Here is an 18347-nt window from a genome sequence, read left to right on the forward strand (position 1 = left end):
TGAAGGAAACATGATGTCCCTGCAAGAACCAAAGACCGTAGAACTGCATCGCCCAAGCCCTGCCATCAAACTGCCGGAAGCGGCCACCTGGCCGCTGGACGACGTGATGGCGCTGTTCGAGCTGCCGTTCAATGAGCTGATGTTCCGCGCCCAGGAAACCCACCGCGCCAACTTCCCGGCCGGCGACGTGGAACTGGCCACGCTGCTGTCGATCAAGACCGGCGGCTGCGAAGAAGACTGCAGCTACTGCCCGCAGGCCGCGCGCTACGACACCGGCGTGGAAGCCAAGAAGATCCTCGGCATCGACACCGTGCTGGAAGCGGCGCGCCAGGCCAAGGAAAACGGCGCCACCCGCTTCTGCATGGGCGCAGCATGGCGCAGCCCGAAGGACCGCGACATGGACAAGGTCGAGGAAATGGTACGCGAAGTGAAGGCGCTGGGCCTGGAAACCTGCGCCACGCTGGGCATGCTGGAAGAGCAGCAGGCCGAACGCCTGAAGGCCGCCGGCCTGGACTACTACAACCACAACCTGGACACCGCGCCCGAGTTCTACAACAACGTGATCTCCACCCGCGAATACCAGGACCGCCTGGACACGCTGGGCCACGTGCGCAACGCCGGCCTGAAGGTCTGCTGCGGCGGCATCGTCGGCATGGGCGAAACGCGCCTGCAGCGCGCCGGCCTGATCGCGCAGCTGGCCAACCTGAACCCCTACCCTGAATCGGTGCCGGTGAACCACCTGGTACAGGTGGAAGGCACGCCGCTGCACGGCATGGACCCGCTGGACCCGTTCGAGTTCGTGCGCACCATCGCCGTGGCCCGCATCACCATGCCTAAGGCGCGCGTGCGCCTGTCCGCGGGCCGCCGCCAGATGGGCGAAGCGGTGCAAGCCATGTGCTTCCTGGCCGGCGCCAATTCCATCTTCTACGGCGACAAGCTGCTCACCACCGACAACCCGGAAGCGAACGACGACCGCGCGCTGCTGGCCAAGCTGGGCCTGCCCACCCGCGCCAACACGCTGGAATCGGTGCAGAAGGAAAGCTGCGCCTGCTGAACGAACTTCTTTGCCAGCGGATCACGAACACCGTAGGGCGGGTTAGCGAAGCGTAACCGGCCAAGCGCACCAAAAAATCTAAAGCCACGAGCTGAATAGAGAGAGACCACATGTTCAAGAAAATCCTGATTGCCAACCGTGGCGAAATCGCCTGCCGCGTCGCCGCCACCGCACGCCGCCTGGGCATCAAGACCGTTGCCGTGTACTCGGAAGCGGACGCCAATGCCAAGCACGTCGCGGTGTGCGACGAAGCGGTGCTGATCGGCCCCGCCGCCGCCAAGGAAAGCTATCTGCGCGGCGACAAGATCATTGCTGTGGCCAAGGCCACCGGCGCGCAGGCGATCCACCCCGGCTACGGCTTCCTGTCGGAGAACGCCGAGTTCGCTGACGCGTGCGCCGAAGCGGGCCTGGTGTTCATTGGCCCGCCGGCTTCGGCGATGCGCGCGATGGGCTCCAAGTCCGCCGCCAAGTCGCTGATGGAAAAGGCCGCCGTGCCGCTGGTGCCCGGCTACCACGGCGACAACCAGGACGCCGATTTCCTGAACCGGGAAGCCGACCGCATCGGCTACCCCGTGCTGCTCAAAGCCTCCGCCGGCGGCGGCGGCAAAGGCATGCGCGTGGTTGACAATTCGGACGCCTTCAAGGAGGCGCTGGCCTCCTGCAAGCGCGAAGCGATCAGCTCCTTCGGCGACGACAAGGTACTGGCCGAGAAATACCTGCAGCGCCCGCGCCACATCGAGATCCAGGTGTTCGCCGACACGCTGGGCAACTGCATCTACCTGTTCGAGCGCGACTGCTCGGTGCAGCGCCGCCACCAGAAAGTGCTGGAGGAAGCGCCGGCGCCGAACATGACGGACGAACGCCGCGCCGCCATGGGTGAAGCGGCGGTGGCCGCCGCCAAGGCGGTGGGCTACGTCGGGGCCGGCACGGTGGAGTTCATCGCCAACCAGGACGGCTCGTTCTACTTCATGGAGATGAACACCCGCCTGCAGGTGGAGCACCCGGTGACCGAAATGATCACCGGCACCGACCTGGTGGAATGGCAGCTGCGCGTGGCCGCAGGCGAGCCGCTGCCGAAGAAGCAGGACGAGCTGCGCATCCATGGCCACGCCATCGAAGCGCGCATCTACGCGGAGAACCCGGAGAAGGGCTTCCTGCCCTCGATCGGCACGTTGCGCCACCTGGACACGCCCGATGCGGTGAACTTCGAACTGGGCGGCATTCCGGGCCATCCGTCCGGCGTGCGCATCGATTCCGGCGTGCGCGAGGGCGACGCCATCTCGCCGTTCTACGACCCGATGATCGCCAAGCTGATCGTCTGGGGCGCGGACCGCAAGCAGGCGCTGGCCCGCATGTCGCAGGCGCTGGCGCAGTACCAGATTGTGGGGCTGGCGGCCAACATCGCCTTCCTGAAACGCCTGGTGGAAGGCGAAGCCTTCGCCACCGCCGACCTGGACACCGGCCTGATTGAACGCAACCACGACGCGCTGTTCCCGGCCGCCCAGCCGGCAGCCGAAGGCGCGCTGGCGCTGGCCGCCGTGGCGCTGATCGAAGCAGAGAAGGACGCATCGGCCGCGCAGTCCGGCGCCAATGCCGCCGACCCGTGGGGACAGGCGCTGGGCTGGCGCATGAACAACGCCTACACGCGCGGCCTGTCCTTCACGGACGACTACGCGGCGGCGCTGCCGGCCAAAGCCTACAACGTGCAGATCACCTACCGCGACGCGGACTGGCTGTTCAACCTGCCGGCTTGCGCCGAGGCGCAGCCCGAGCGCCTGAGCCTGATGTCGCAGCAGGGCACGGACTTCAGCATCAAGCTGGGCGACACCGCCTGGCACGGCAGCGTGCGCCGCGACGGGGATGTGTTCCACGTATTCACCGGCGGCGCGCACTACGCGCTGGCCTACAACGATCCGATGGCGCATGCCGGCGAGGCCGAAGCCGATGGCGGCCGCCTGACCGCGCCGATGCCGGGCAAGGTGGTGGCGGTGCTGGCCGAGAAGGGCAGGCAAGTGAAGAAGGGCGACGCGCTGGTCATCATGGAAGCGATGAAGATGGAGCACACCATCTCCGCCCCGCACGACGGCCTGGTCGAAGACGTGCTGTACGCGGTGGGCGACCAGGTTGCCGACGGCGCTCCGCTGCTGGCGTTCAAGGCCGCCGCCTGAGAAGGAGAGCGGCATGCGAATTTTGCTGCACAGGGCGGATGGCCAGACCGAGCCCTGGATCAAGGACTTCGCGCGGCACCTGCCGGAGGCCGAAGTGGTGGTATGGCAAGCAGACGAGCCGCTGCAGCCCTGCGACTACGCGGTGACGTGGGCGCCGCCGGAAGCCATGCTGCAGGCGCTGGCCGATGTGAAGGCGGTATTCCTGACCGGCGCCGGCGCGGACGGCATCCTGAAGTTCGACGCCCAGCTGCCGCACAACGTGCCCATCGTGCGCCTGGGCGACGCGGGCATGGGCGTGCAGATGGCCGAATACGTCACGCACGCGGTGCTGCGCTACTACCGCCGTTTCGACGAGTACGAGGCGCAGGCGCGCGCCGGGCAATGGACGCCGCTGCAGCAACACAACCGCGAAGATTTTTCAGTGGGCGTGCTGGGCATGGGCATGCTGGGCACGCGCGTACTGCAGGCGCTGAAGGAGTTCGGCTTCCCGCTGCGCGCCTGGAGCCGCAGCGCCAAAAGCATGGACGGCGTGCAGTGCTTCCATGACGCCGACGGGCTGGACACCTTCCTGCGTGGCTCGCGCGTGGCCGTATGCCTGCTGCCGCTGACGCCGGACACCGCCAACATCCTCAACCGCACCAATATGTGCAAGCTGCCGCAAGGCGCCTACCTGATCAACGTCGGCCGCGGCGCACACCTGGCCGAGCCGGACCTGCTGACGCTGGTCAAATCCCGCCATATCGCGGCGGCCACGCTGGACGTGTTCCGCAACGAGCCGTTGCCCGTGCAGCACCCGTTCTGGCAGGAGCCGCGCATCACCATCACGCCGCATATTTCGGCCCTGACGCTGCGGCGCGAAAGCGTGCAGCAAATCGCCGGCAAGATCCGCCAGATGGAACGCGGCGAGGCGGTGGCCGACGTCATCAACCGCCAGCATGGATACTGAACAAGGGACTCAAATGAACGCACTGCCCAAGCAAGTCAAAATCGTTGAAGTCGGCCCGCGCGACGGCCTGCAGAACGAGAAGGAGACCATCTCCGCCGAGGTGAAGACCGAGCTGGTGGACCGCCTTACCAGCGCCGGTTTCGCCAACATCGAAGCGGCGTCCTTCGTGTCGCCCAAATGGGTGCCGCAAATGGCCACCAGCAAAGAGGTCATGGCCGCCATCGCGCGCAAGCCGGGCACGATCTACTCCGCGCTGACGCCAAATATGCAAGGCTTCGAGGCGGCGCTGGCGGCCAGGGCGGACGAGGTGGTGATTTTCGGCTCGGCCTCGGAAGCGTTCTCGCAGAAGAACATCAACTGCTCCATCGCCGAATCGATCGCCCGCTTCGTGGACGTGGCCAAGGCCGCCAAGGACAACGGCCTGCGCCTGCGCGGCTCCATCAGCTGCTCGTTCGGCTGCCCGTACCAGGGCGACGTGCCGCTGGACGCGGTGGCCGACGTGGTGGGCCGCATGCGCGACCTGGGCTGCGACGAGATCGACATCGCCGACACCATCGGCGTGGCCACGCCGCGCAAGACACAGGCGGTGATGCAAACTGCCATTGGCGCGTTCCGCCTGGACGGCCTGTCAGGGCACTTCCATGACACCTACGGCCAGGCGCTGGCCAACATCTACGCCAGCCTGGAGCTGGGGATTGCGATCTTCCACTCCTCGGTATCCGGCCTGGGCGGCTGCCCGTACGCCAAGGGCGCCACCGGCAACGTGGCCACCGAAGACGTGCTGTACATGATGAACGGACTGGGCATTGAAACCGGCATCGACCTCGACATCGTCGTGGACGCGGGGCAATACATTTCGCAAGTGCTGGGCCGCAAAGGCGCCAGCCGCGCCGGCAACGCCATAGCGGCGAAGCGCGCCGGCTAGCAAGCTGAGCCGCATTCCCCCCCACTTCGGGGTCTGACCCCGAGGTGGGGGAAATGCGGCTTAGCTTGCCTTAAATTTCATCAGCCTGAAATAGAAAAAACCCGCTTGATGTTGCCATCAAGCGGGTTTTTAAATTTTGGTCGGAGTACAAGGATTCGAACCTTGGACCCCCTGGTCCCAAACCAGGTGCGCTACCGGGCTGCGCTACACTCCGAAGAAGCAAGATAATACAAGCTGGGTTTTCTTCGGTCAAGGGCAGCGGCGAAAAAACTTCAGAAATGCAGGTTTTTCTTCGTTATGGGACACTGTCTGCATATTAATTAAGCAAAACATCATGCGCCTGCACTCTTCCTACGCAGTGGAGCGGTATGGCTCGCCGGCCAGCAGGCCGGGCGGCATTGCCATCGGCGTGGCGATTTCCATCGTGCTGCATGTGGTCTTGCTGTATCAGTCCCATTTCGGCTGGACGCCGCCGGCGCCCGTACTGCCGCAGCAGGAAACCATCACGGTCTGGCTGCGCCCGGCGCCCGTCGCGCCGCCCATCCCGCAGCCGCTGCCGCCGCAGCGCGTGCCGCTGACGGTGCAAGCCGAACCGCCGCCGCCGCCGAAAAAAAACATCCGCAAGGAACGCACTGCGCGCACACCAGCGCCAGCAACAAACCCTGAGGCCACGCCGACAAGCGAAGCGCCGGGCATGACCTGGGTGGCCCCTGCGCCCGCATCGGAAGCGCCGGCGACGCCGGCCGATCCGTTCGCGGAGCCGGCACAGGCCGAGACGGCCCCAAAGTTCGATATGGATGCGGCGCGGCGCTCGGCGCGCAAGGTGGCGAACGAGCGCGATCCGGCCAAGGCGGGAACGGCGGTGGGGCAATTTCCCGAGAAGCCGCTGGCCAGCGAAACGCCGCTGGCGCGCAAGATGTCGCGGGCGGCGCGCGCCGACTGCAAGGACGGCATCCCGGGCGGCCTGCTGGCGCCGCTATTGCTGGCCATGGACAAAAAGGATCACGGCTGCAAATGGTAGCGCCTGCCGGCGGCAATCACCCCTTGCGCAAGAAGAATTGTGCGGACTTGGCGGATAAAGCCTTATGAACCTGGACGTGGCAAATTCCTCCCGGCAGGCCGCTGGCAGTCTTGTAAAAGTCGGTGGTCAGCAGAAAGCGGAAATCCAGTCCGTCTTCGGATCTCATATTTTGCCGCGCCGTATCCGACAGATCGCATAGATAGGTCAACAAAGCGGTAGCCGCGTTGAGCAGGGTAACGCTGGCTTTGATCTGGGACTTGAACAGCTCTTTTCGGTTCTTGCCGCCCGCCTCTTCGGAGCTGGGCTGCAGCTTGATGAGTATGGTCGGCTGGAAGTCGACATTACCGGGCAGGGCAATATTCAGCCCATCGACCAAACTGCAAAGACGCACTTTACGGTGCTCACTCAATCCGATTTTGCAAGTTTGAAAATTTCCCAGATTAAGGTTCAGAAACCGCTGACACACCGCGTTGTAGTCCGCCAGTATCTGGGTATTCGCGATCGCATCGTAGTACAGCGCCTGCAACTTGGCCGCATGCGGCTGCCCCCACTTGTCCTTCATCCACTTTTCAAAATCGTCCCAGGACTTGTTGGCTTTTCCCATTTGAAAAGCCTCTTTTTTTGCAGCCTTGGCAGTCAGTTGGCTCAATTCTTCCGACGAGATCATAAGAGCTCCTTGTAAGAACAGCGATGGGTTACTTGCATGGCTTAATGAACAACATTAAGTATCAAACAGCCCAGTATGCGGCCAAAGCAGCTGCAAATCAATTGCTAAATTTATATCATCCGGGCGTTTATGCGCCAGCGCCGGCCTTCATCTGCAGGGCGCGCTCGTACAGCGCGTTTTTCTTGCGGCCGGTGATTTGCGCGGTGAGCGCGGCGGCCTGTTTGACGGGCAGCTCGGCCACCAGCAGGGCCAGGATACGCTCGGCTTCGGCGTCCTGCGCGTCCTCCGCTTCGGCCGCGCCTTCCAGCAGCACCACGTATTCGCCCTTCTCGCGGTGCGCGTCCGCGCCCAGCCAGGCCACGGCCTCGGACAGCGGGCAGCGGTGGATTTCTTCGAACAGCTTGGTCAGCTCGCGCGCGAACACCACCTGGCGCGTGGGCTCGAACGCTGCCGCCAGCGCAGCCGCGCATTCGACGATGCGGTGCGGCGCTTCGTAGAACACCATGGTGGCGGTGACGTTGCGCAGTTGCTGCAGCATGGTTTCGCGCTGCTTGGCTCTGGACGGCAGGAAACCGATGAAGTGGAACTGGTCGTTCAGCAGGCCGCTGGCGGAGATGGCCGTCACGGCCGCCGAGGCGCCGGGCAGCGGCACCACGCGCAGGCCGGCCGCGCGCACCGCGTCCACGATGCGCGCGCCGGGGTCGGACACGGCGGGCGTGCCGGCGTCCGACACCAGGGCGATGCGTTCACCCGCCTGCAGGCGCGCGACCAGCGTTTCGGCCGCTTCGCGCTCGTTGTGCTGGTGGGCGGCGATGAGCGGCTTGTGCAGGCCGAAGCGGGTCAGCAGCTGGGCGGTGTTGCGGGTGTCCTCGCAGGCCACCGCATCCACCAGGCTCAAAACATGCAACCCCCTCAGACTTATATCGGTGACATTACCGATCGGGGTCGCCACTACGTACAATGTTGCGATAGGATAGGTCTGGTTGGCTGTCTCGCCCAGTACGGGCAGGGTGGCGATGCTGGTTGCTTGGTCTGTCATGGAGGTTGGATGCTGCCTATAAGAGTGAAAATGCTGCTGTTGTGCCTGGCAGCCGGTCTGACCAGCGCTTGCAGCACGCCTTGCGACGCGCCGGGCAAATTGTGCGCGCCTGTGACGTCAATTACAAGCCCGATGCCGCAACCGGCGCCCGCCGCGCCCCGGCCCGCGCCGGAACGCCCGCCGGAAGCGCCGCAGCCGGTCGTGGAAACTTTTGCCGTGGCCATGCCCGGCACGCAGACCGAATCGCCTGCCGCGCTGCCGGCCAGCGCCGGCGCGGACGCATCCGCCGCTGCTCCCAGCGCCACCGCAGGCGCGGCAGCCGATGCCGCTCCCGGCTACCGCATCGGCCTGATGCTGCCGCTGCGCTCCGAACCGCTGCGCGTGGCCGCCGAGGCCGTGCGCGACGGCTTCCTGGCCGCCTGGGAACGCGACCGCGCGGGCATCGCCGTCACCGTGATCGAAACCGGCGACGCGGCGCAGGACGTGCTGGCCACCTACGGCACGGCGCTGGAGCAGCAGGACATGATAGTCGGCCCGCTGGCCCGTTCGGCGGTCACCGCCGTGGCGGCCAGCCCGCTGGTGCAGAAACCCACCATCGCCCTCAACCACCCGGACGGACGCGGCGAAACCACGCTGCCTGCGCAAATGCTGGTGATCGGCTTGTCGATCGAGGACGAGGCGCGCCAGGCCGCCAACTGGGCCGCGCGCGAGCAGCCTGGCGCCATCGCCTACATCCTGTCCAATCAGGCCCAGTACCAGCGCCGCAGCGCGAGCGCCTTCGCCGCGCAATGGCAGCGCCTGGGCCGCTCGGCCAAGACGGCGGAAATGATGGTGCTGAACGGTTACCTGAGCGACGGCGAAATGGTGGCGCTGCGCGCGCGGCTGCAAAGCGAGCCGTCGGCGCTGGTGTTCGCCGCGCTGGACCCGGACCAGGCGCGCCAGCTGCGCGTGGCGCTGCAGGCGCCGCCGCTGGGCGAGATCCCGGTCTACGGCACCTCGTCGCTCAACCCTGGCAAGGCCAGGCAGCTGCCCGGCCCCGAGCTGGACGGCGTGCGCCTGCTGGACCTGCCATGGCAAATACAGCGCGACCACCCGGCGGTGATGGTCTATCCGCAAACGGTGGGCCGGGACGCGGACATGGAGCGCCTGTACGCGCTGGGCATCGACGCCTTCCGCATCGCGCACGAAATCGCCCGCAACGCGCAGCACAAGCAAAGCGCCGATTTCAAGCTGGATGGGGTGACCGGGCAGTTGAAGGTGCGCTTTGGCGACGGCCCGGCCGTGTTCGAGCGGCGCGTGCAGCCGGCGGTGTACAAGAACGGCGTGCCGCAACCGGTGCAGCCTTAGGCCGGCGCCATGCCCCTCACCACGCGGCAGCTGCAGGGCAACGCAGGCGAGGACGAGGCGCTGGCCCACTTGCAGCAGCACGGCCTGGTACTGGTGGAGCGCAATTTCCGCTGCCAGGGCGGCGAGATCGACCTGATCATGCGCGACGGCAAGGGCCTGGTGTTCGTCGAAGTGCGCCAGCGGACCAGCCGCGGCTTCGGCGGCGCCGCCGCCAGCGTCACGCCGGCCAAGCAGCGCCGCCTGGTCCACGCCGCGCAGTTCTACCTGCTGCGCATGAAACGGCTGCCGCCGTGCCGCTTCGACCTGGTGGCCATCGATGCCGGGAAGTTAAGCTGGCTCAAAAACGTGCTGGAGGCGGGTTCCTGAGCGCCCTGCTTGATATGTAAGCATTTTTAACAGCGCTTGTCCGGTCTGTCTCGCGACTGCACTATAATCCCACACCATGAATACTCAACGCATCCTCTCCCACTTCCACGAAAGTGCCGAAATCAAGATCCAGTCCGCGACCGTGCTGGCGCAGCCGATCTGGCAGGCTATTGAACTGATGTTTTCGGCTTTGTCCAACGGTAACAAGATCTTGGCCTGCGGCAATGGCGGCTCGGCTGCCGACGCGCAGCATTTCGCCGCCGAGCTGGTGGGACGCTTCGAACGCGAGCGCTTCCCGCTGCCGGCCATTTCGCTGGCCACCGACACCTCCATCCTGACGGCGGTGGCGAACGACTACAGCTACCGCGAGATCTTCTCGAAGCAGGTGCAGGCGTTCGGCCAGGCCGGCGACATCCTGCTGGCCATTTCCACGTCCGGCAACTCGGCCAACGTGATGGCGGCCATCGAAGCGGCGCTGGAACGCGAGATGCGCGTGATCGCCATGACCGGCAAGGGCGGCGGCGCCATCGGCAAAATGCTGACCGACGCCGACGTGCACATCTGCGTACCGGCCGACCGTACCGCCCGCATCCAGGAAGTCCACCTGGTGACCATACATGCTTTGTGCGACGGCATCGACGTCGCGCTATTTGGAGGAGATGTGAATGAGTAAAGCCGGCACCGTAGTTCGCCGCGTGGTATTTGGCGCTGTCCTGCTGTCGTCGCTGTCCGCCTGCGTTCCGCTGGTGGTGGGCGGCGCCGTGGGCGGCACCCTGGCCGCATCCGACCGCCGCACTTTCGGCGCACAAACCGAAGACAAGGCCATCGCCGTCAAGACCGAAGTCAAGCTGCCCAACCTGGTGGGCGACGCCGGCCATGTGAACGTGGCCAGCTTCAACCGCCGCGTGCTGCTGACCGGCGAAGTGCGCGACCAGGCCATGAAGGACAACGTGGAACGCGAAGTACGCGCCATCGAAGGCGTGCTGTCGGTCACCAACGAGCTGGAAATCGCCGGTCCGGCCAGCTACACCTCGCGCTCGAACGACGCCCTCATCACGACCAAGGTGAAAGCCAGCCTGGTGGACATGAAAGACATCTCGGCCAACTCCTTCAAGGTGGTCACCGAGCGCGGCAACGTCTACCTGATGGGCCGCGTGACGCAGCGCGAAGGCACCATCGCGGCCGACGTGGCGCGCGGCGTGAGCGGCGTCTACAAGGTGGTCAAGGTTTTCGAGTATATTACTGAAGAAGAATGGAAACAGTACCAGCCTAAACCTGCCGCCAACTGATCATGTCCTCCTCCACCGCCTGGATCAAACCCGCCCTGGCCGCCGCTGTCATCGCCGGCCTGGGAGTGACCGCTTACTTTTCGCTGAACCAGCACAGCAGTGCGCCGGATGTGACTTTCCTCGGCATCAAAGGCGAGCAGATCACGCCGGCCAGCTTGCGCGGCAAGGTGGTGATGGTGAACTTCTGGGCCACCTCCTGCGCCACCTGCGTCAAGGAAATGCCGCAGATGGTGGACACGTACAACAAGTACAAGGACAAGGGCCTGGAGTTCGTGGCGGTGGCGATGAAGGAAGATCCGCCCAGTTACGTGCTGAACTTCGCGGAAACGCGGCAGTTGCCGTTCAAGGTGGCGCTGGACGTGAAGGGCGACGCGGCCAAGGCCTACGGCAACGTGGCCATGACGCCCACCACCTTCGTCATCGACAAGGAAGGCCGCATCATCAAGCGCTACGTGGGCGAGCCGGAATTCCCGGCGCTGCACAAGCTGCTTGAAAAAGCGCTGCAGGGTTAAAAAGAGGACGCCGCCGGCGTCCTTTTCGTTTTAGAAGCCGGTTTGCACCGACAGGTACCAGCCCTTCTGCTTTTTCTTGTTGAACACCGTGATCTCGCCCAGGTTGGCGTAGGCCGCCGTGACGGACATGTTGCGGGTCGGGAACCAGGCCACAAAAGCGTCCCAGTAGGCTTTTTCCGGGTCCACGCCCAGGTTGTGCGGCTTGCGGCGGTACTCGGCGCCGAGCGCCAGCTTGCGGTTGATCAGGTAGGCCACCGACGCTTCCGGCATGATCCTGGCATGGTCGCCCTGGTCGCCGCCGAAGCCGAGTATGCCCATCTGGTTGGCCTTGGTGGCGCGCAAGGTGGCATTGACCAGCAGGCTCTGCTCGAACAGCACCTTGGTGGCGGCCACGTAGTAGTCGTAGCCGCTGTCATCCCTGGCGCCCAGCTGGGTCACATTGGTGACGCCCAGCGCGCCCAGGCCGCCGACGCCCTTGTTTTTCTTGTACATGATGCCCGCCGCCACCTGCGGCAGCCAGGAGTCCTGCTCGTAGACCGCGTCGCCCATCAGGCGCACCTTCAGCCCGACGATGTCCTGCTTGATGCGCAAGTCGTGCAGCGGCGCCAGGTCGCCCTTGAAGTCCTGGCGCGCCAGCGACAGCTCCAGCCGGTCGCCGATGCCGATCGCCACGCCGTAGGCGCCCAGCGAATAGTCCTGCGTTTTCACCTGCGTGTAGTGGGCATTGGCGCCCCAGCTGTCGCGCGAGCCGTAGCCGGTGATCAGCGCCCACGGCGTGATGCCGCCGCCACCGGCGCCTTCGAGCTGGCTCACGCCGCCGGTAGCCAGGAATTTGCCCATGTCCGGCCGGGCGCCCAGCTGCACACCCGGCGAGGACGTCACGATATCGCGCTGCATCGGCGCCAGCTTGGCGATCAGCTTGTTCGACACGCTGGTGGCCACGCCGTGCTGTTCCATGGCGATCTGCAGATCCTCGGCCAGCGCGTTGAACTGCGCGTTGCTGATCTTCAGGTCGATATGGACCGACTTCATGTCGCGCACCGTGCCCACGCCGTCCATGGTCTTGTCGCGGTATTTGCCGGTGTACTTGCACGGGCCGCCCGCGAACTCGCAGAACTGCTCCTGCAGGCGCAGGTTCAGCTGCGGAATGTCGAAATCGTCGAACGACTCCTTGATGCGGGGGTCGGCCAGCACCAGCGCGACAAAGGTATCGGTGATCTTCTTGATCCCTTCCTGGCCGCCCAGCCCCCGGTAGGTGGCATCGTCGTTGTACGGAGTCTGCGCGCAGGCAAGCGAGGACGCCAGCAGCAGGCCGAGCGTTGCGGTACGGGCGGCTTCGATCATGAGCAATCCTTAGCGCCTTACTTCGGATACAGGATCATCTGCGTGCAGCGGAACATGGCGATGGTCTTGCCCGTATCCTTGTGCACCACGGTGGCGTCCCAGACCTGGGTGGTGCGGCCCATGTGCGCCACCTTGGCGGTGACGGCAACGACGCCCTCGCGCGCGGTGCCGAGATGGTTGGACTTCAGCTCCAGCGTGGTGAAATTGACCGCACCTTCCGGCAGGCTGGCGATGCAGCCGTAGCCGCAGGCGGTATCGGCCAGGGTGACCACGGTGCCGGCGTGCAGGTAGCCGTTCGGCGCCAGGTGGTGGGGCGCCACCGTCAGTTCAGCGCTGGCCTCGCCCGGGGCGATGGCCGTGAAGTGGATGCCCATGTGCCCTGGCAGTTTGCCTTCGCTGCGTTCGTTGAACTGTTCGATGCTGAATTTCGGTGCGTTCATGCGTTGTTCCATTCACTTTGTCTTAGACGAATCATAGAGAAGCGCCGCCGGATTGTCTCTATTTTTACTGTTCACGACGGCGTTTGCGTTCATATTGGAGCCTGGCCCACAACAGTATTCTATTGCTATTCATGGACAGTCCGCTTGCTCCCTCTCCCGGCGCGATCGCCGTCTTCGGCGCCGGCTCGATCGGCGCCTACGTCGGCGGCGCGCTGCTGGGCGCGGGCGCCAATGTGACTTTGCTGGGGCGGGCGCGCATGCGCCAGCGCATCGCCGCGCACGGCCTGCAGCTGACCGACCTGCATGGCCGCGCTTTAAGACTGGACGGCGCGCGCATACCCTACACGGACGATGCCGCCGCGCTGGCTGGCGCCGCGCTGATCCTGGTGACGGTGAAAAGCGCGGACACAGCAGCGGCAGCCGAGGCCATCCGTGTGCATGCGGGGCCCGGCGCACTGGTACTCAGCCTGCAGAACGGCGTCGGCAATGCGGACACGCTGCGCCGCATCCTGCCCGGCTGGACGGTACTCGGCGGCATGGCGCCCTTCAACGTGGTGCAAATGCCCGATGGCCGCCTGCACCGGGGCACGGCGGGCGAACTGATGGCGGAGGCATCGCCCGCGCTGCAGCCGTGGCTGGCCGCGTTCGCAGCGGCGCAGCTGCCGGTCACCGAATGTGCGGATTTCGCGTCCATCCAGTGGGGCAAGCTGCTCATCAACCTGAACAATTCCGTGAACGCGCTGTCCGGCGTGCCGCTGGTGCAGCAGCTGCGCCAGCGCGGCTACCGGCGCTCGCTGGCACTGATGGTGGACGAGGGCCGCGCGGTGCTGGCCAGGGCGGGCATCAAGCCGGCCAAGGTGGTCAGCGTCGGCCCGCGCGCGTTCTCGCTGATCCTGCGGCTGCCGGACGCGCTGTTCACGCGGGTGGCGGCGTCCATGCTGAAGATAGACCCGGAAGCGCGTTCATCGATGTGGGAAGACTTGCAGGCCGGCCGCAAGACCGAAGTGCACTACCTGAACGGCGCCATCACGGCGCTGGCGGCCTCGCTGGGCATGGATGCGCCCGTCAACCGCCGCATGACGGAACTGGTGACGGCGGCGGAAGAGGGCAAACAGGGCACGCTCGGCGCCGCAGACATGTTCAAGATATTGTCCTCGACGGCAGACACGCACTAGCTCTGCCAGGACTGCGCGATAGGTGCGGAAAGTGATTTGCACTCGCCAGTAACGGAGCCATCCTTTAAAAACGCCGGTCCATCGGCGAGGTAGGGCGGCATTTTGCGGCCAACCGTGCCGGGTCCACTCAGGCTGCGTAGAAGCCCGGCATGTGTAGGGGGCCTGGCCCAGGATGAGCAGTTTGACGTCGTCGAATGGCGTCAGGCCGACGGCGCGCAAGATGTCGCGGCCGGGCGGGCAGCAGTGGCCCGCCGCGTACTCTTCCTTCACGAAGGCGGTCAGCGAGGACCAGTACGGCTGCCCGAACCGGTCCTGCAGCTGCAGCTTCCAGGACGGTTCGATGCGCACCTGCGCCAGGCTTACACGGCTTCCAGCACGTTATGCGCCTGTTCGTCGGCGTGGTACGAGGAACGCACCATGGCGCCCACGGCGGCGTGCTTGAAGCCCATCTTGTAGGCCTCTTCCTCGAACATCTTGAACACGTCCGGGTGCACGTAGCGGCGCACCGGCAGGTGGCTGTTGGACGGCGCCAGGTACTGGCCGATGGTCAGCATGTCGATGTCGTGCTCGCGCATGTCGCGCATCACCTGCAGGATTTCCTCGTCGGTCTCGCCCAGGCCCACCATGATGCCGGACTTGGTCTTCACGCCGGGGTACATGGCCTTGAAGTCTTTCAGCAGCTTCAGCGAATGCATATAGTCCGAACCCGGACGCGCTTCCTTGTACAGGCGCGGCACGGTTTCCAGGTTGTGGTTCATCACGTCCGGCAGGCCGTTGGCGAAGATGTCGAGCGCCTTTTGCAGGCGGCCGCGGAAGTCCGGCACCAGTACTTCGATCTGCGTCTTCGGCGACAGTTCCTTGGTCTTGGTGATGCACTCGACAAAGTGCTGGGCGCCGCCGTCGCGCAGGTCGTCGCGGTCCACCGAGGTGATCACCACGTAGCTCAGGCGCAGCTTGGCGATGGTGTTGGCCAGGTTTTGCGGCTCGTCGACGTCCAGCGGGTCCGGGCGGCCGTGGCCGACGTCGCAGAACGGGCAGCGGCGCGTGCACTTGTCGCCCATGATCATGAAAGTGGCCGTGCCCTTGCCGAAGCATTCGCCGATGTTGGGGCAGCTCGCCTCTTCGCACACGGTGACCAGCTTGTTCTCGCGCAGGATCTCTTTGATCTCGTAGAAGCGGGTGTTCGCCGAGGCGGCCTTGACGCGGATCCAGTCCGGCTTTTTCAGGCGCTCGATCTGCTCGATCGGCGTGATCTTGATCGGAATGCGCGAGGTCTTGCTGGCGCCTTTTTGCTTTTCGCTAGCGTTGTAAGCTGGGGCGGCGGGGGCGGTGCTGGAAGGGGTCTCGGTGGTCATAGGCTTAAATTGATACAGTAGTTTCTTCGGCGGGAACAGCTGCCTCAAGCAGCCGCACCAGTTCGTTGGCCAGCGCCAGCTGCACGTCGGCAAGCGGCGCTTCAACCCCCATGGATCGCATATCGATGGTTTCCAGTCCGGAGTAGCCGCATGGGTTAATCCAGGTAAACGGAGCAAGGTCCATGCCAACATTCAGCGACACCCCATGGTAGGTGCAGCCGTTGCCGCGCACTTTCAGGCCGAGCGCGGCGATCTTGGCGCCTTTTTTCGGGCCGCCGGCGATATAGATGCCGGGCGCGCCCTCGACGCGTTCACCGCCGAGATTATACGCCTGCAGCACATTGATGATGGCTTGCTCGATTTTATGGACGAACTGGCGGGCGTACAGCTTGCCGCCCGGCTTGTTGCGGCGCAGGTCCATCATCAGGTAGATCACCACCTGGCCGGGGCCATGGTAGGTGACTTCGCCGCCCCGGTCGGTCTGTACAACCGGGATGGCCGCCGCGCCCGCCAGCAGGTGGCCGCGGTCGGCGCCCAGGCCCAGCGTGAAGACAGGCGGATGCTCGACGATCCACAGTTCGTCGGGCGTATCGGGCGTGCGCGCGTCGGTGAACGCGCGCATGGCGGCGAAGGTGGGTTCGTACTCGGCTTGGCCGAGGTGGCGGATGATTGCCGGGGCGATAGACATCCCGACATTATAAGTCAGTGATGAAATACTTTCTTGCCGCGCCTATTTTTTGGGCAGGAGCGTCAGCCACGCCTGCACCGGCGGACGCTGCCACTGGCCCTCGGCGTAGTCGACCAGCTTTTGCGGCACCTCGTGGCCGCTCCTGATCAGGCGCAGCAGCATGATGGCCAGGTCGGTGTCGGCCACGCACCAGCGGGTGAACAGGTTGGGGCCGTCCACCAGCTTGCCGGCGGTGCGGATCAGCTTGTCGGCCGCGGCCAGCGCCTCGGCCGACAGCGGCTGCGTGGCCGGCTCGTAGAACACCGTGATGGTGCTGCGTTCTTGCCGGATCGGCATCAAATCGCTGCGCAGCCAGGCCTGGATCTGGCGCGCCTGGGCGCGGCGCTGCGAATTGCGCGGCAGCACGGCGTGGTATTCGGGCGCCGGAAACACTTCGTCCAGGTACTCGCTGATGGCGCTCGACTCGGTCAGCACGAAGCCGTCGTGCACCAGCGCCGGCACGCGCGCGGTCAGCGCCAGGTCGCGAAACGGGGGCTGCAGCTGGGCTCCGGCGTCCAGGTCCACGGTCTTCAGTTCGAACGGCAAGCCCTTTTCCTTCAGGGTGGCGAACACGGACAAGGCGTAGGGACTGGTGAACTGGCTGTCGACGTACAGGGTAAGGCTCATGATGCGCTCCGGCGTAGTGAGGGTTTCCACACATGGTAAAGCTTGCCCATGCGTCCACATAACGATATATTTTGACTGTTCTTGCTAATCTCATTCACATAAAAACCGTCCATCGAGTTCACACAGCCATGCGCCTGCCCACCTTCCAGCAACTGCGCGCTTTCGAGGCGGCGGCCCGGCATGAGAATTTCTCGCGCGCGGCCGACGAGCTGCACCTGACCCATGGCGCCATCAGCCACCAGGTGCGCGCGCTGGAACAGGAACTGGGCACGCCGCTGTTCGTGCGCAACGGCCGCCACGTGAAGGTGACGCCGGACGCGCTGAAGTTCGCGCAGCTGCTGGCCAGGGCGTTCGGCGACATCGCCGCCGGGGCCGACGCGCTGCGGCCCGGCCAGGGCACGCAGCGCCTCACGGTGTCGGCCATTCCATCCTTCGCGGCGCGCTGGCTGGCGCCACGGCTGGGCCATTTCATCGAGCGCCATCCCAATGTGGAGGTATTGCTGCAGGCCAGCGGCCACATGCAGGACCTGGAGCGGGAAGCCATCGACGTGGGCATCCGCTTTGGACGCGGGCAGTACCCGGGCATGGTGGTGGACCGGCTGATGGGCGACATCTACTATCCGGCTGTGAGTCCTCACTACCGGGGCGGGACGCTGCCGGCCACGCCGGCCGACCTGGCGCAAGCCACCTTGCTGCGCTCCAACGAGCCGTGGCTGCCCTGGTTCCGCGCGGCCGGGCTGGAGCTGCCGGAGCCTGCCGGCGGCGTGATGTTCGAGGATTTGTCGATGCTGATACGCTCGGCCGTCGATGGCGACGGCGTGGCGCTGGTGCGGCACGTGGTGGCGATGCAGGAGATTGCGTCGGGCCAGCTGGTGCGGCTGTTCGATATTGCCGCGCCCAGTCCGCACGATTACTACTTTGTCAGTCCGCCGGGGGCGGCGGCCAAGCCGCAGGTGCGGGCCTTCCGCGCGTGGATGCTGGCGGAGATGGCGGCGTTCACCGCGCAGCTCCAGCACAGCTAAGGCGCTTACATCACGATTTTGACCATCGGATGCGCCGACAGCTCGGTGTACAGCGCGTCCAGCTGCGGACGGCTGGTGGCGCGCACGGTCACCGTCAGGCCGGTGTAGTTGCCCTTGGCCGACGGACGCTCTTCCATCTTGCCCTTGTGAAAGGTCGGATCGTGCTTGATCACAAGCTCCAGGATGGTGGGAGCGAAGTCGATATGCGTCGGACCCATCACCTTGATGGGGAAATCGCTCGGGTATTCGATGAGGGACTCGCCCGGGGGGATCGCTGTTGCCATGATAATTCCAGAAAATGAATGCCAGCCGATATTGTAACG

General features: G+C 65.2%; 20 protein-coding genes, 1 tRNA gene and 1 pseudogene. 12 read left to right on the top strand and 10 right to left on the bottom strand.

Going from position 1 to position 18347, the window contains the following annotated elements:
- Positions 1-10 precede the first annotated feature (10 nt).
- From bioB to AC6H42_RS07770, 4 genes are all read left to right on the top strand, one after another.
- Entirely contained in the window at positions 11-1054 is a 1044-nt protein-coding gene (gene bioB / locus AC6H42_RS07755; protein ID WP_497547769.1) for a biotin synthase BioB, read from the top strand.
- A 110-nt stretch (positions 1055-1164) separates the two neighbouring features.
- Positions 1165-3222 (top strand): acetyl-CoA carboxylase biotin carboxylase subunit, encoded by a 2058-nt coding sequence (locus AC6H42_RS07760; protein WP_057154179.1) that lies wholly within the window; start codon positions 1165-1167, stop codon positions 3220-3222.
- 13 nt (positions 3223-3235) lie between these two features.
- Positions 3236-4168, top strand: coding sequence for a 2-hydroxyacid dehydrogenase (locus AC6H42_RS07765; protein ID WP_497547770.1), 933 nt, complete (start codon positions 3236-3238; stop codon positions 4166-4168).
- 13 nt (positions 4169-4181) lie between these two features.
- Entirely contained in the window at positions 4182-5093 is a 912-nt protein-coding gene (locus AC6H42_RS07770) for a hydroxymethylglutaryl-CoA lyase (RefSeq protein WP_057154181.1), read from the top strand.
- Between the two features lie 137 nt (positions 5094-5230).
- Here AC6H42_RS07770 and AC6H42_RS07775 read toward each other — a convergent pair.
- Positions 5231-5307, bottom strand: a tRNA-Pro gene (locus tag AC6H42_RS07775).
- Between the two features lie 120 nt (positions 5308-5427).
- Here AC6H42_RS07775 and AC6H42_RS07780 point away from each other — a divergent pair.
- The gene (locus tag AC6H42_RS07780) at positions 5428-6114 is read left to right on the top strand and encodes a hypothetical protein (protein ID WP_497547771.1); all 687 of its coding nucleotides are present in this window, start codon (positions 5428-5430) and stop codon (positions 6112-6114) included.
- A gap of 16 nt (positions 6115-6130) precedes the next feature.
- Here AC6H42_RS07780 and AC6H42_RS07785 read toward each other — a convergent pair whose 3' ends face one another.
- Both AC6H42_RS07785 and rsmI read right to left on the bottom strand, forming a co-directional pair.
- Positions 6131-6781 (bottom strand): hypothetical protein, encoded by a 651-nt coding sequence (locus AC6H42_RS07785; RefSeq protein WP_057154183.1) that lies wholly within the window; start codon positions 6779-6781, stop codon positions 6131-6133.
- Positions 6782-6908: 127 nt separating this feature from the next.
- On the bottom strand, positions 6909-7820 hold the full coding sequence (rsmI, locus tag AC6H42_RS07790; RefSeq protein WP_497547772.1) for a 16S rRNA (cytidine(1402)-2'-O)-methyltransferase: 912 nt from the start codon (positions 7818-7820) through the stop codon (positions 6909-6911).
- Positions 7821-8021: 201 nt separating this feature from the next.
- Between rsmI and AC6H42_RS07795 the strand changes: the two genes are divergently transcribed.
- The 5 genes from AC6H42_RS07795 to AC6H42_RS07815 all read left to right on the top strand — a co-directional run bounded on the left by AC6H42_RS07795 (position 8022) and on the right by AC6H42_RS07815 (position 11334).
- Positions 8022-9167, top strand: coding sequence for a penicillin-binding protein activator (locus AC6H42_RS07795; protein WP_497547773.1), 1146 nt, complete (start codon positions 8022-8024; stop codon positions 9165-9167).
- A gap of 9 nt (positions 9168-9176) precedes the next feature.
- Positions 9177-9533 carry a YraN family protein gene (locus tag AC6H42_RS07800; protein WP_497547774.1) on the top strand — a complete coding sequence of 119 codons (357 nt, stop codon included), beginning with the start codon at positions 9177-9179 and terminating at the stop codon, positions 9531-9533.
- A 76-nt stretch (positions 9534-9609) separates the two neighbouring features.
- Positions 9610-10206 carry a phosphoheptose isomerase gene (locus AC6H42_RS07805; protein ID WP_497547775.1) on the top strand — a complete coding sequence of 199 codons (597 nt, stop codon included), beginning with the start codon at positions 9610-9612 and terminating at the stop codon, positions 10204-10206.
- Positions 10199-10822 (top strand): BON domain-containing protein, encoded by a 624-nt coding sequence (locus tag AC6H42_RS07810; protein WP_057154187.1) that lies wholly within the window; start codon positions 10199-10201, stop codon positions 10820-10822. The genes AC6H42_RS07805 and AC6H42_RS07810 overlap by 8 nt, the downstream gene beginning before the upstream one ends.
- Positions 10823-10824: 2 nt before the next feature.
- A complete protein-coding gene (locus tag AC6H42_RS07815) occupies positions 10825-11334 on the top strand; it encodes a TlpA disulfide reductase family protein (RefSeq protein WP_057154188.1) in 510 nt (169 codons plus the stop codon).
- A 30-nt stretch (positions 11335-11364) separates the two neighbouring features.
- Here the strand turns inward: AC6H42_RS07815 and AC6H42_RS07820 are convergent, their stop codons facing one another.
- The 3 genes and pseudogenes from AC6H42_RS07820 to AC6H42_RS07830 form a co-directional block, all read right to left on the bottom strand.
- Complete coding sequence (locus AC6H42_RS07820) at positions 11365-12231, bottom strand: DUF3034 family protein (protein ID WP_057154325.1); 867 nt, start codon at positions 12229-12231, stop codon at positions 11365-11367.
- A 45-nt stretch (positions 12232-12276) separates the two neighbouring features.
- Positions 12277-12678: pseudogene (locus AC6H42_RS07825) on the bottom strand (group I truncated hemoglobin); the annotation flags it as partial.
- Positions 12679-12695: 17 nt separating this feature from the next.
- Complete coding sequence (locus AC6H42_RS07830; RefSeq protein WP_497547776.1) at positions 12696-13118, bottom strand: PaaI family thioesterase; 423 nt, start codon at positions 13116-13118, stop codon at positions 12696-12698.
- 131 nt (positions 13119-13249) lie between these two features.
- On the opposite strand from AC6H42_RS07830, the gene AC6H42_RS07835 reads away from it, so the two are divergent.
- On the top strand, positions 13250-14293 hold the full coding sequence (locus AC6H42_RS07835; RefSeq protein WP_497547777.1) for a 2-dehydropantoate 2-reductase: 1044 nt from the start codon (positions 13250-13252) through the stop codon (positions 14291-14293).
- Positions 14294-14652: 359 nt separating this feature from the next.
- Here AC6H42_RS07835 and lipA read toward each other — a convergent pair whose 3' ends face one another.
- From lipA to yfcF, 3 genes are read right to left on the bottom strand one after another with little or no spacing between them, the layout of a single operon-like run.
- A complete protein-coding gene (lipA, locus tag AC6H42_RS07840; protein WP_057154192.1) occupies positions 14653-15648 on the bottom strand; it encodes a lipoyl synthase in 996 nt (331 codons plus the stop codon).
- 4 nt (positions 15649-15652) lie between these two features.
- Positions 15653-16336 (bottom strand): lipoyl(octanoyl) transferase LipB, encoded by a 684-nt coding sequence (gene lipB, locus AC6H42_RS07845; protein WP_497547778.1) that lies wholly within the window; start codon positions 16334-16336, stop codon positions 15653-15655.
- Positions 16337-16378: 42 nt separating this feature from the next.
- Positions 16379-17002, bottom strand: a complete 624-nt coding sequence (gene yfcF / locus AC6H42_RS07850) for a glutathione transferase (protein WP_057154194.1) — start codon at positions 17000-17002, stop codon at positions 16379-16381.
- Between the two features lie 128 nt (positions 17003-17130).
- Here yfcF and gcvA point away from each other — a divergent pair, with 128 nt between their 5' ends.
- Entirely contained in the window at positions 17131-18024 is an 894-nt protein-coding gene (gene gcvA / locus AC6H42_RS07855) for a transcriptional regulator GcvA (protein WP_057154195.1), read from the top strand.
- Between the two features lie 5 nt (positions 18025-18029).
- Here gcvA and AC6H42_RS07860 read toward each other — a convergent pair whose 3' ends face one another.
- Positions 18030-18308, bottom strand: coding sequence for a DUF493 family protein (locus AC6H42_RS07860; RefSeq protein ID WP_057154196.1), 279 nt, complete (start codon positions 18306-18308; stop codon positions 18030-18032).
- Positions 18309-18347: the final 39 nt, after the last annotated feature.

This window comes from Massilia sp. NBRC 108631 (genome assembly GCF_059704565.1).